We start from the raw sequence: 12650 nt of genomic DNA, 5'->3' as shown, positions 1-12650 counted from the left end.
TTCAATAACAAATCAATACCATTATTTATCGACTAAAAGTACTTTAATACCGAGTTTTTGTAAGCCAAGTAAATCTTTTTCTGCTATGCCGTTATCGGTGATCACTGTGTTGACCTGTATAGAATCAAGTATTTTATGTAGGCTAATATTTGAAAATTTAGATGAGTCGGTCACGACAATAATTTCATCTGCTACATCACACATCGCTCTATTTAATTGTGCTTCTTGCTCATTATGGGTACTAATACCTTTTTCTAAATGAAAGCCATCAACCCCAAGAAATAATTTATTGAAGTGATAGAGTCGCAAGGATTGTTCTGCTTGAGCGCCAAAAAAAGAGAGTGATTTACGGCGTAAATGCCCGCCTGTTATAAGTATTTCTATGCCGGGTGCCTTAATGAGGGCATTGGCGACGTTGATAGCATTAGTCATAGCGATGACATTTTTTATATTCTGTAAATGTTCTGCTATTTGTGACGTCGTAGTGCCCGAATCAAGAATAATCGAGTCACCTTCATTGATAAGGCTCGCAGCCAATTTACCAATGCGTTGTTTAATGACATCATTAAATTTTGTTTTTTGATCCATGCTGTATTCGGTTAGGCTAATATTTTCTTTATTTAAATAAGCCCCTCCATAAGCACGTGTAACGATGCCTTTATTCTCAAGCGCGCCTAGATCATTGCGAATTGTTACTGTTGAGACATTAAACATTTCGGCTAAATCTGCTACTTGAACACTGCCTTTTTGGTGCAGATGAAAAAGAATCAATTCACGCCTTTCACTTGTTGTTTTCATATTAATAAAGTTACCCATTACGCCTTTTTTTACAGTATACGTTGATCTTTTCAAAAGGGAAGCGAAGTAAAATAATCGATAAACTCGAATTACAAAAACAATAAAACTTCAAAAAAGAAGGCCTTTCTTTCACTTCCCTTTGTTTTGTTGCCTTTATTGTGACGTGAGGCCAACTACTGCATTGCTTTCATTTTAGTTTTGTTTCTTTCGTTGTATTGTGTAGGCTCAGCAATAAAAAGCGCTTTTATTTTAAAGGCTAAAATTGGCAAATAGCGCCACCTTTTAAGAGGTACTTTTTATTTCATAGCATATATAAAAAGGACTGATCAATGGCAAATATAGTGTTAAGTCGTATTGATGAACGCTTGGTACATGGGCAAGTTGGAGTGCAATGGGTTGGCTTTGTGAATGCCAATTTGGTTATCGTTGCTAACGATGCAGTCGCTAAAGATGAAATCCAGAAAAATTTAATGGAAATGGTCGTTGCAGATGGTATTGGGATACGTTTTTGGAGTTTACAAAAAACCATTGACACTATTCATAAGGCTGCCGATAGACAAAAAATATTATTGGTATGTAAAACACCTAGTGATTTTTTAACTCTAGTCAATGGTGGCGTCGAAATTTCCAGAATAAATGTGGGAAATATGCATTTCTGTCAAGGTAAAGAGCAAATACACAAGACAGTTTCTGTGGATAAAGACGATATTAGTGCCTTTAAGGCCTTACAAGAAAAGGGCATTGAAAGCTTTATACAGGGTGTGCCGACAGAAAAAGAAATAGATCTTTATAACTTACTCTAATAGGGGAAATGAAGTATGGAAATTAGCATCATACAGGCCTTTATACTTGGCCTACTTGCTTTTATAGCAGGCTTAGATTTATTTAATGGCTTAACACATATGCATCGGCCGGTAGTATTAGGTCCACTTGTTGGTTTGGTGTTAGGCGATCTACAAACGGGAATTTTAGTTGGGGGAACCTTAGAGCTTGTTTGGATGGGTCTTGCTCCTCTTGCAGGCGCACAGCCTCCGAATGTGATCATTGGTACCATTGTTGGCGCTACGTTTGCTATTACAACGGGGGTTTCTGCTGAAGTTGCAGTCGGTATTGCGGTACCTTTTGCTGTAGCCGTTCAGATGGGTATTACTTTATTGTTCTCTGCCATGTCACCCATGATGTCTAAATGTGATGATTTTGCTGACGATGCAAATACTCGAGGTATTGAGCTAGTTAATTATTTTGGCTTGCTTGTTTTGGGTGTTTTTTACTTTTTCTGTGCTTTTTTACCGATTTATTTTGGTGCAGAGCATGCCGGTGCGTTCGTTGAAGCGTTACCTAAAAATCTGATTGATGGACTCGGCGTTGCGGGGGGGATAATGCCCGCTGTAGGTTTCGCTATTTTAATGAAAATCATGATGAAGAATATTTATATACCTTATTTTATCTTAGGTTTTGTTGCGGCAGCTTGGTTACAGCTTCCTATTTTAGCGATTGCATGTGCAGCGCTGGCGATGGCTTTAATCGATTTTATGAAGAAAGATGAAACGGCCGCAACGGTAAAAAACGAGGAGCTTGATGATGGGATCTAATACAGAAAAAAATGCATTGATCGATGCAAATGAATATGAAGATCAATCTATAGGTGCAGAGCTTACTACTGCGGATATTAATAAAATGGCTTGGCGCTCTTTACTCTTGCAGGCATCTTTTAACTATGAACGTATGCAAGCTGGCGGTTGGTTATACGGCATATTGCCAGCGTTGAAAAAAATTCATACTAATAAAAATGATTTAGCAAAGTCGATGAAAGGTCACATGGGATTTTTGAACACACATCCTTTTTTAGTGACGTTTGTAATGGGTATTATTTTGGCGATGGAGCGCTCTAAGCAGGATGTCTCAAGTATTCAAAATACGAAAATTGCGGTTGCCTCTCCATTAGGTGGGATTGGCGATGCGATGTTCTGGCTAACCTTATTACCGATTTGTGGTGGTATTGGTGCAGATTTAGCCTTACGTGGCTCAATCATGGGGGCTATTTTATTCTTTATTATGTTCAACGTCGTGCATTTCACTTTACGTTTTGGTTTAGCGCATTATGCCTATCGAATGGGGGTAAAGGCTATCCCATTAATTAAAGCCAATACTAAAAAAGTAGCTCATGCGGCCGCCATTGTCGGGATCACCGTTATTGGCGCTTTAGTGGCAACTTATGTCCGCTTATCAACCACATTAGAAATTAATGCGGGCGATGCGGTGGTGAAATTACAAACGGATGTTCTTGATAAATTAATGCCAGCATTTCTACCTTTAGTCTACACGCTAATTATGTACGCTTTAGTAAAACGAGGTTGGAGTCCAGTAAAACTCATTATGTTTACTATGGTGTTAGGTGTTGCTGGAAAATATGCAGGTTTCTTATAAGAAAGCAGATAAGTAGCAGAATGAAAATTCTGCTACTGCAAAAAAAGGAGAGGTTATGTTAGGTGTCATCATTAGTGGACATGGGGGATTTGCCAGTGGGATGGAAAAAGCCATGTTACAAATCGTTGGTCAGCAAGAGCAAGTTAAAGCTATTGATTTTCCTGAAGAATCAACAAGTGAATTATTAGAGTGCCAATTTAAAAAGGCATTTACAGAGGTAGATAGTGGCGATGGCGTCATTTTTTTAACTGATTTATTAGGCGGAACACCTTTTAGAACCGCATCTATGATTGCTCTAGCAAAACAGAAAGTTGAAGTCATAACCGGTTGTAATTTACAAATGATTTTAGAAAGCTTATTAGAACGAGACGAGTTGACTATAACTAATTTTCAAGATTTTTCACTGGCATCAGGCCATCGCGGTATGACTTGTCTAAAGGATGAATTAAAAAAATCAAAAGAACCCCAAAAAACAGATGAAGATGGAATTTAAGTTTTTTACTGAAGATATAGCAAGATATATCTACATGCAAACGTCCTATATAGACAAGGTTATGTCTATTTGAAATTATAGGTGATCAAGAGAGCTTGATTGCACGGAGATATTATGTATTTAATCCCAACACACGAAATGTTAAAAGATGCACAAAAAAATGGTTATGCGGTTCCTGCTTTCAATATTCATAATCTAGAAACTGTGCAAGTTGTTGTTGAAGCGGCGGCTGAATTACGCACCCCTATCATTTTAGCTGGTACACCAGGCACTTATAAACATGCTGGCGTTGATTATTTGGTGGCAATTTGTAAGGCTGCTGCAAAACGTTATCAGTTACCTATTGCATTACACTTAGATCATCACGAAGAATTTTCTGATATAAAAAATAAAGCAAATGCAGGTATTCGCTCTGTAATGATTGATGCTTCGCATTACTCCTTTGCTGAAAATATTCGACGCGTTAAAGAAGTTAACTATCAAATAAAGCTAAAATGAGTCCTTCTGCTGAAGCGGTTGCTCTGTCGGTAGAAAGGAAGTTCACTTCAAGGGTAAAAGGGACGGCTGTCTATCTTTCGAGAGCGGAAGGCTGTGTGCCTCAATCTTTTCTTAACAATATACATCACAATAAAGTGCTTCATGATCGAGTGATATTTCTTACTTGTGTCGGTGATGAAAAGCCAACCGTGCACCCTATGAAGCGAGTTAAAGTAAAAAAATTATCCGATTCTTTTTGGCTTGTAACGGCATATTATGGATATCAGGAAGAGCCAGATATTGAAAGTGCCTTGCATGCATGTAGCTTGAGTAAGTTATATATCCACGTGCATGAAACGGTTTTCTTTGTTTCTTTGGAAAGAATTAAAATATCAAAAATAAACCTATTTCATGATGTCAAAGCAAAAGCATTTGTGTTTCTAAGAAAAAACACGTTAAGTTTATCGGAATATCTTAAAATACCAACGAGTCGCTTAGTTGAAATAGGTGTGCAATTAGAAATATAATTGAAATTATATTAAGGCACTGCTGCTCGTGTATCGCACCACAAATCGGGCAGTGTGACTTATTTATTTGAGTGCATAAGGTCGAGGTTAAAATTAGAATTATCGTTGTGCGCAGAGATGGTGTTTTTTTGAATTTATGCGTGCTTATCTTAAAATAACTTGATGAGTGGGGTAGATGGCACTGGGTGTGCTCTGCTAATAAGTTTATATCTTCAACGAAACATTATATTCAGTTTATATTCTCGTTTTTTCGATAAAAAAATACCTGCACAAAGGCAGGTACTTTGATTAAAGTATATAACTGCGAGCTATTTAGCTGCTGCAACCACTTCAATATTCACAATGCTAGTAACCTCTGAATGTACAAAAATTGTAACATCATAAGTACCAGTGTGACGTAAAGCGCCTTCAGGAAGACGAACTTCACTCTTAACAACAGCAATGCCAGCAGCTGTGATTGCATTAGCAATATCACGTGTACCGATTGAACCGAACAGTTTGCCTTCATCACCAGCTTTAGATGTGATAGTTATCACTTCTAATGCATCAATGCTTGCGCCACGTTCTGTCGCTGCAGTTAAGTTTGCCGCTTGCTTCGCTTCTAGATCAGCACGGCGTGCTTCAAAAGCTTCTAAGTTAGCTTTGTTTGCAGGAACCGCTTTTTGCTGTGGAAAAAGGAAGTTACGAGCGTAACCTGATTTAACATTTACTTTATCGCCAAGTTTACCAAGGTTAGCAACTGTATCTTGTAGGATAATTTCCATAATATATAGCTCCTATTTACTTGTGTAAATCTGTGTATGGGATAAGTGACAAGTAACGTGCACGTTTGATAGCGCGCGCTAGTTGACGTTGGTATTTCGCACATGTGCCAGTAATACGGCTTGGTACGATTTTACCACTTTCAGTAATGTAATTTTTTAACGTAGGTACGTCTTTGTAATCAATTTCGCTAACACCTTCAGCAGTGAAGCGACAGAATTTACGACGGCGGAAGTAACGAGCCATGGTAGTTCCTCAAATTTGTTCTATGTACTGAGCATGCAACACTAGTTTACCAATATTATTGGCACTTTTCTGATAAGCGATAAAGCCACTTATCCTTAGTTGCATCCCTTTCGATAATTTATTTTTTAACTGAGTAGCGAGTGTTCCACTAATAACGATATGCATATAACAATATACGTTGCGTGGTAGCTCGGCTTCTTTTTGCACAGAACGATGCTCAAGTGTAAAATAGCAATGTCCAACACCACTCGGGCTTACTTTAAACGTAGGTTTTTCAGTAATACAGCCTGATAAGCGCAAAAAGTTTTCAGTCACTAGGGTTCTTATGCAGTTGTTTCTGTTCTAGCTTCTGGGCGAGGAGCACGAGGAGTACGTTCAGAACGCTCTTCTCTTGCTTTTGCCACTACAGATGCTTCAGTCACAGCATTTTTAGTACGCATGATCATATTACGGATCACAGCATCGTTGAAACGGAAAGCATTTTCCAAATCATCGATTACTTTTTGCTCTGCTTCAATGTTCATAAGAACATAGTGTGCTTTGTGTAGTTTATTGATTGGGTACGCTAATTGACGACGGCCCCAGTCTTCTAAACGGTGGATCGTGCCGCCAGCTTCTGTAATAGAATTAGTATAACGTTCGATCATACCATTAACTTGTTCACTCTGATCTGGGTGAACCATAAATACGATTTCATAATGACGCATATAAAAATCGCTCCTTACGGGTTAGTAGCTTCTTAAATTGGATCAGCCGGACCAAATAGAAGCAAGGAACAAAAAGAGTGGCTGAATTAAGGTGGCAAATTATACAGTTTAGTGCAGAAAGGTGCAAGCTTTGTTAATAAATTGATATATTAAATTGTGCTGGTTATGAAAAGTGGCTTGAGTGATTATTGGCAGTGAGCTTTGTTTACCGATGACGCTAGGCACAGAAAGAGAATTTATTTATTATCTTTTTTATTTTTTTATATTGGTATTGTGGTTTAGAATCATACTTATATTGTTTGTTATTGAGTATATTTTGGATAGCGCTATCGTATCATTTGTGGTTTTTTTAAATTTTATCCTATTGGCATGTAACGGTTGGCTTGGTCTAAGCGAGGGTGAAGCATATGTTCGCACCGACCCCGCTAAAAAAGATAATACCTCTATTGCATTTAACCGTTTTCTTTATATAAAACCTACTTCTTATGTATATGTATTAAAAACGGCATCAACATTCGGCGAGAATTCTCTTAAAAAAGAAGATAAATCTCAGTCTCAGCAAGCGAAATTGCTAAAGCTTTCACAAGAAAATAAATGGTTGCGCAAACGACTAAATTTAGCGGAACAATCAAATAAAAAACATCAAAAAATGATTGGGCAATTACAACTTAAAGTCGTGCAACAGTCACGCTATTTGTCTTTGCAAGTACCAATAAAAAATCAGCACACCACGAGTCTATTAGCATCAAGCAGTGAAGATTTACAAGATGAGATAGAAGTGCAGCCTGATTTGTTTGAAAGCGCGGTAGCAGATTCTAGTGTGATATTGTTGAAAACAAATGCTATATCAGGTGCGGTTGAATTTGGTTTCAATTATGAGCATACCAATAACATTACCAAGAACATCTATGCGAGTTTGATTTTAGATTATAACTATAATGAAATATATAGCGTTCATAACGATTTAAAAATAGAAGTAGAATCAGAAGATGACGAAGTAAGTACTGAACAATATCGGTGGCAATTGCAAGGTGATTACTTTTTAGATAAACAGAACCTCTTGTTTTTACGAACTGATTTACAGCGTAGTAAATTCTCTAGTTATGATCAAGAAGATGTTTACACAATAGGGTATGGTCGTACTCTTATTGAGACAACAAAAAATCTATTTAAAATTGAGCTAGGGCCGGGTTATCGGATGGCGGTGCCAAATTTCGGAGAAGATTCGGTTTCTATCGATGAATTTATTGTGCGTACGAGGCTTAATTATGAGCGTGTAATATCTGAATCATTACAAGTTATAGTGGACACCGTATTAGAGTTAGGTTCAGAGAATAGTACTTATGCATTAACATTTAGAGCGCAAAATAAAGTTTATAGAGAGTTGTATCTTAATTTTGATATAAATTATAAATACACAGAAAATGTACCGATTGAGACGAGCAATAAAGAAGTTTCAACCGGTATTAAACTTATGTATGCATTTTAGGTGCGTTGGCGAACGACTTCAAAAAGACAGATACCAGTCGCAACAGAAACATTTAAGCTAGTTACGCTGCCTGCCATTGGCAGTTTAATTAATTCATCGCAATGCTCACGTGTTAGGCGTCGTAAACCCTTACCTTCAGCGCCCATGGCAATCGCAACGCCTCCAGAGAATTGACAGTCGTAGATACTGTTAGTTGCTTCACCAGCGGCTCCGTATATCCAGATACCCTTTTCTTGTAGGCTGCGCATGCATCGCGCTAAGTTAGTTATTTGAATAAGAGGAACGGACTCGGCAGCTCCACAGGCAACTTTACGCGCTACAGGCGTTAAGCTAGCTGAATTATCTTTAGGGATTATCACCGCATGCACGCCCGCAGCATCAGCACTACGCAAGCACGCACCTAAATTATGTGGATCAGTAACACCATCTAAGATAAGTAAAAAAGGCTTTTCGTTTAAATTATCTAAAAGGCTATATAAATCATTGTCATGCAATACTTTCGCTATTTTTATACGAGCGAGCATACCTTGGTGTTGCTCGCCTTGTGCTTTTTCATCTAAACACTTACGCTGCATTTCTTGTACAGAGATACCCCATTGTTGTGCTTTTTCAGTGATGTTCGTTAAGCGTTGATCATCTCTGCCTTTTAATGTGTATATTTCAATGACTCTTTCAGGCTCTCTTTCTAGTAGTGCATCAACGGCATGTATACCGTAAATTATTTCACTTTTACTCATTCTATTCTCTCTGCTTAGATAGGTTAAACGTTTGTTATTTTTTACTTATATGAACTTTCAGATCACGCATTATTATTGGAAACTTTTGCTTTTGCGCGAGCAGTGCGACCTAAGCGTGTATTTTTCTTTGTTTTTTTCTTTTTCTTTGATGAGGCGGTATTTTTCTCACCTTGTTTTACTTTGTATTTAGGTTTCTTTTTTTCTTTTTTAGATAGTTGTTTTTCAGTATCTTGATTAATGGCTTTGATCAGTGGTTGTTCGTCGTGCTTATTACGAGATTTTTTGTTTTTAGCTCGTTTATCAATAGGACGGTTCTTTTTTCTGTCATTGTTTTTTGGCGCGCGTTTACGATCGCCTGCCGTCGCTTCGTCATTTAACTCAAAATCGATTTTTTTGTCTTCTAAATTCACAGATAACACTTTCACTTCAAGTGCGTCACCAATTCGATAAGTGCGCCCTGTGCGCTCACCTTTTAGCGTTTGTTTACCTGCATCAAAAATATAATAGTCACTAAGTAGGCCTGTGACGTGGACAAGACCATCAATTTGCAGTTCTTTTAAGCGCACAAAGAAACCAAAATTAGTGACTGCAACGATGGTGCCTGACATGATATCACCGACATGATCTTGCATATATTCACATTTTAAAGCGTCGCTTACATCACGTGTTGCATCATCCGCACGACGTTCAGTCATTGAGCAATGCTCTCCAAGTTTCGTCATTTCACTATGCTGATAATGGTAGCCACCTGTTTTCGTCCATTTTGATTTTTGTTTACCTAAAAGTGATTTTATTGCGCGGTGCAATATTAAATCTGGGTAACGTCGAATAGGTGAAGTGAAATGGGCGTATTCTTCTAATGCAAGACCAAAATGACCTAAATTCTCATCTTGATAAACCGCTTGCTTCATTGAGCGTAAGAGCATAGTTTGTAAAAGTTCTTGATCATCTCGTCTTAAAAACTTTTCTGCTAAATCTGCGTAATCTCTTGGCGCTGGTTTATCTCCACCTGTCAAGCTTAAGCCTAACTCTGATAAGAATGAGCGGAAGTTAGTCAGCTTTTCTTCGCTAGGTGTTTCATGCACACGGTATAATGCAGCCGCATCGGCTTGTGCAATAAAGCGCGCGGCAGCCACATTGGCTTGGATCATACATTCTTCGATGATTTTATGTGCATCATTACGTACTAATGGTTCGATAGACGCTATTTTACGATTTTCATCAAAAATAAAGCGAGTTTCTAATGTTTCAAACTCCATTCCACCACGATGATGGCGTGCTTTTTTCAATGCTTTGTATAAATCGTTGAGCGTTTCTAAATGAGGTACTAATATTTTATACTGCTCGCGAAGCTCTGGATCCTTATCCACAAGGATTTTAGCTACTTTGCTATAAGTAAAGCGAGCGTGTGATTTCATTACAGCTTCATAAAATTTATGCTCTTTAAGATGACCATTTTGGTCAATCAGCATTTCACTGACCATACATAAGCGATTTACTTGCGGGTTGAGTGAGCATAAACCATTAGAAAGTATTTCAGGGAGCATAGGTATAACTTGGTCTGGGAAATAAACTGAATTACCGCGTTTAATCGCTTCTTTATCTAAGATAGTCTCATTGCGAACATAGTAACTGACATCAGCAATAGCGACCCATAAACGCCAACCTCCATGACTTTCTGCTTGGCAGAATATTGCATCATCAAAATCACGTGCATCTTCACCATCAATGGTGACCAGAGGTAAGTCGCGAAGATCAACTCTACCAGCAAAGGCACTTTCAGGGACGTTTTCGCTAAACTGTTTTAATTCTTTGTCTAAGCCTTCAGGCCAAGTATGGGGTATGTCATGTGTGCGTAATGCGATTTCAACTTCCATTCCAGGTTGCATCTCTTGGCCCAGCACTTCGGTTATTTTACCCATCGCATTAATACGAGCTTTAGGACGATCACTAATTTCAACTACGACGATTTGCCCATGGCGAGCACCGCCATTAGATTCTTTTTTGATAAGGATTTGTTGGTTAATGCGCGGGTCGTCAGGGATAACCATTGCAATGCCATCTTCGACAAAGTAGCGTCCGACAATACATGCGCCGCGTGCTTTTAATAAGCGCACAAAACGCGCTTCTGTTCGACCTCTATGATCGACTTTAACTGGTTGTGCTAATATTTCATCACCATGGAAAAGAAAGCGCATTTGATGCGCGGGTAAAAAAAGATCTTTTCCTTGAGCGCACTTTAAAAAGCCGAAACCATCTTTATGACCAATCACTGTTCCTTGCATCAAATTCAGTTTATCAGGCAAAGCATAAGTCGCATTACGGCACCAAATTAATTGTCCGTCGCGCTCCATTGCTTTTAAACGCCGACGTAAACCCTCCGCCTCTTCTTCGCTGTTAAGTGAGAATGCATTAAATAGTGCATCTCGACTAATGGGTTTTGCTTGAGTTTGCATAAATTCTAAAATAAATTCACGACTCGGCACGGGATGTTCGTATGTTTCTGCTTCTCGTTGCTGATGTGGATCTTGGATCATAATGAAGGCCTTAATAAGTAAGTATATTAAAGTATATCTGAAAACAAAAAAATCATCTTATTTATTCAATTTTAGCTAAAATTGTACGGATGTAGCTCAGTTGGTAGAGCCCCGGATTGTGATTCCGGTTGTCGCGAGTTCAAGCCTCGTCATTCGCCCCATCTTTTAAGATGTAAAATTTACTTGGTGGTAAGTACAGTTGATTAGTACATCTCCATGGGTTTATGTAAAGTTGAATTTTATAATAAACACTAAATAAAATACTCGGTGATTAGCGCAGCTTGGTAGCGCATCTGGTTTGGGACCAGAGGGTCAGAGGTTCGAATCCTCTATCACCGACCACATTTAGAAAAAACCGCTTAGTTATTATTAACTAAGCGGTTTTTTTCGTTTTATCGTTCTTATCTATCTAAATCGCCTTATGGCGTCTAAATTTATTGCTCAATGCCCTTCGTCATGTAATTCTTATTTTTTAGTAGGCAAAATGTTAGTGTAGCCATAAGTTGTTTATTTGGAGTTACTTATGAGTTGCGTTAAAAAAGTATTAATGGCCCCCCAAGGACCTAATTTTTCTCAAATAGTGCAAGGATATTGGCGTTTAGGATCATGGGGAATGACACCTCAAGCGCGTTTGACATTTCTTAAACAGCATGTGGAAATGGGGATCACTACGGTTGATAATGCCGCTATTTATGGTGATAGCGAACGTTTATTTGGTGAAGCTTTAAAACTTGCACCCGGCATGCGAGAGCAGATTCAAATAGTATCTAAATTTGGTATTAACGGCGTGAAAGCTGATGCAGATGTTAAGTATGTCGCGCATTACGCGAGCGGTAAAAAAAATATTTTAAAGTCGGTAGAGAACTCTTTGCAACGTTTGGGTATCGAGCAACTAGATGCTTTATTAGTACATAGGCCTGATTTTTTAATGGATGCAGAGCAAGTTGCAGATGCATTTTGTGAATTAAAGAAAAGTGGAAAAGTACAGCACTTTGGTGTTTCTAATTTTAGCAATTCTCAATTTTCATTATTACAATCCTGTTTAGACAAGCCCTTGATAACGAATCAGGTAGAGATAAATCCTTTGAGGTTTTCTGCTTTTGAAGATGGAACAACGGATTTATTACAACAACTACACATCCGTCCGATGGCATGGTCATGCCTAGCAGGTGGAGAAATTTTTAATGAACATACAGAGAAAGGGTCGCGCTTACAGGCTGCTTTTCTGCAGATTGCACAAGAATTAGAGGCGGACTCTATCACGCAAGTTATTTTTGCGTGGATATTAAAACACCCTTCAAATCCGGTTGCGTTAGTTGGCTCGGGTAATATATCACGAGTTAAACTCACATTAAGGGCGTTAGACTTACAAATGACCACCGAGCAGTGGTATCGAATTTTACAAGCATCTAAAGGGCATGCGATTGCTTAAATATTTATTCTATTAGTG

At 38.3% G+C, this 12650-nt stretch carries 15 protein-coding genes and 1 tRNA gene; 9 read left to right on the top strand and 7 right to left on the bottom strand.

Going from position 1 to position 12650, the window contains the following annotated elements; translation table 11 throughout:
• Positions 1 to 21 precede the first annotated feature (21 nt).
• Positions 22 to 798 (bottom strand): transcriptional repressor AgaR, encoded by a 777-nt coding sequence (agaR, locus tag B8W84_RS07165; RefSeq protein ID WP_094752764.1) that lies wholly within the window; start codon positions 796 to 798, stop codon positions 22 to 24.
• 329 nt (positions 799 to 1127) lie between these two features.
• Between agaR and agaV the strand changes: the two genes are divergently transcribed.
• From agaV to B8W84_RS07135, 6 genes are all read left to right on the top strand, one after another.
• Positions 1128 to 1601: a PTS N-acetylgalactosamine transporter subunit IIB gene (agaV, locus tag B8W84_RS07160; RefSeq protein WP_094752573.1), complete on the top strand. Its 474-nt coding sequence runs from the start codon at positions 1128 to 1130 to the stop codon at positions 1599 to 1601.
• A gap of 15 nt (positions 1602 to 1616) precedes the next feature.
• Positions 1617 to 2390, top strand: a complete 774-nt coding sequence (gene agaW, locus B8W84_RS07155; RefSeq protein ID WP_094752572.1) for a PTS N-acetylgalactosamine transporter subunit IIC — start codon at positions 1617 to 1619, stop codon at positions 2388 to 2390.
• Complete coding sequence (agaE, locus tag B8W84_RS07150) at positions 2377 to 3225, top strand: PTS N-acetylgalactosamine transporter subunit IID (RefSeq protein ID WP_094752571.1); 849 nt, start codon at positions 2377 to 2379, stop codon at positions 3223 to 3225. Before agaW ends, agaE begins: the two co-directional genes overlap by 14 nt.
• Positions 3226 to 3280: 55 nt before the next feature.
• The gene (gene agaF, locus B8W84_RS07145; RefSeq protein WP_094752570.1) at positions 3281 to 3718 is read left to right on the top strand and encodes a PTS galactosamine/N-acetylgalactosamine transporter subunit IIA; all 438 of its coding nucleotides are present in this window, start codon (positions 3281 to 3283) and stop codon (positions 3716 to 3718) included.
• A 114-nt stretch (positions 3719 to 3832) separates the two neighbouring features.
• On the top strand, positions 3833 to 4216 hold the full coding sequence (locus B8W84_RS07140; protein ID WP_094752569.1) for a class II fructose-bisphosphate aldolase: 384 nt from the start codon (positions 3833 to 3835) through the stop codon (positions 4214 to 4216).
• Positions 4213 to 4722 (top strand): KUP/HAK/KT family potassium transporter, encoded by a 510-nt coding sequence (locus B8W84_RS07135; protein ID WP_094752568.1) that lies wholly within the window; start codon positions 4213 to 4215, stop codon positions 4720 to 4722. Before B8W84_RS07140 ends, B8W84_RS07135 begins: the two co-directional genes overlap by 4 nt.
• A gap of 308 nt (positions 4723 to 5030) precedes the next feature.
• Here the strand turns inward: B8W84_RS07135 and rplI are convergent, their stop codons facing one another.
• Genes rplI through rpsF form a run of 4 tightly spaced genes read right to left on the bottom strand, consistent with a single transcriptional unit; the run spans position 5031 to position 6437 of the window.
• Complete coding sequence (gene rplI / locus B8W84_RS07130) at positions 5031 to 5486, bottom strand: 50S ribosomal protein L9 (protein WP_094752567.1); 456 nt, start codon at positions 5484 to 5486, stop codon at positions 5031 to 5033.
• A 16-nt stretch (positions 5487 to 5502) separates the two neighbouring features.
• On the bottom strand, positions 5503 to 5730 hold the full coding sequence (gene rpsR / locus B8W84_RS07125) for a 30S ribosomal protein S18 (protein WP_094752566.1): 228 nt from the start codon (positions 5728 to 5730) through the stop codon (positions 5503 to 5505).
• Positions 5731 to 5739: 9 nt separating this feature from the next.
• Positions 5740 to 6045: a primosomal replication protein N gene (gene priB / locus B8W84_RS07120; protein WP_094752565.1), complete on the bottom strand. Its 306-nt coding sequence runs from the start codon at positions 6043 to 6045 to the stop codon at positions 5740 to 5742.
• Positions 6046 to 6053: 8 nt separating this feature from the next.
• Positions 6054 to 6437: a 30S ribosomal protein S6 gene (gene rpsF / locus B8W84_RS07115; protein ID WP_094752564.1), complete on the bottom strand. Its 384-nt coding sequence runs from the start codon at positions 6435 to 6437 to the stop codon at positions 6054 to 6056.
• 181 nt (positions 6438 to 6618) lie between these two features.
• Between rpsF and B8W84_RS07110 the strand changes: the two genes are divergently transcribed.
• Positions 6619 to 7926: a DUF481 domain-containing protein gene (locus B8W84_RS07110; RefSeq protein WP_094752563.1), complete on the top strand. Its 1308-nt coding sequence runs from the start codon at positions 6619 to 6621 to the stop codon at positions 7924 to 7926.
• Here B8W84_RS07110 and rlmB read toward each other — a convergent pair.
• Positions 7923 to 8663, bottom strand: coding sequence for a 23S rRNA (guanosine(2251)-2'-O)-methyltransferase RlmB (gene rlmB, locus B8W84_RS07105; protein WP_094752562.1), 741 nt, complete (start codon positions 8661 to 8663; stop codon positions 7923 to 7925). The genes B8W84_RS07110 and rlmB overlap by 4 nt on opposite strands.
• Positions 8664 to 8725: 62 nt before the next feature.
• Entirely contained in the window at positions 8726 to 11200 is a 2475-nt protein-coding gene (gene rnr / locus B8W84_RS07100; protein ID WP_094752561.1) for a ribonuclease R, read from the bottom strand.
• Between the two features lie 265 nt (positions 11201 to 11465).
• On the opposite strand from rnr, the gene B8W84_RS07090 reads away from it, so the two are divergent.
• Together B8W84_RS07090 and B8W84_RS07085 are read left to right on the top strand one after the other, a co-directional pair.
• Positions 11466 to 11542: transfer RNA gene (locus B8W84_RS07090), tRNA-Pro, on the top strand.
• A gap of 181 nt (positions 11543 to 11723) precedes the next feature.
• Complete coding sequence (locus tag B8W84_RS07085) at positions 11724 to 12632, top strand: aldo/keto reductase (protein WP_094752560.1); 909 nt, start codon at positions 11724 to 11726, stop codon at positions 12630 to 12632.
• The last annotated feature ends 18 nt before the right edge of the window (positions 12633 to 12650 follow it).

The sequence above is a fragment of the Psychromonas sp. CD1 genome (genome assembly GCF_002239585.1).
Classification (GTDB): Bacteria; Pseudomonadota; Gammaproteobacteria; order Enterobacterales; family Psychromonadaceae; genus Psychromonas.
The sequence above is the reverse complement of the archived record's forward strand: the minus strand, read 5'-3'. Positions and strand labels throughout refer to the sequence as shown.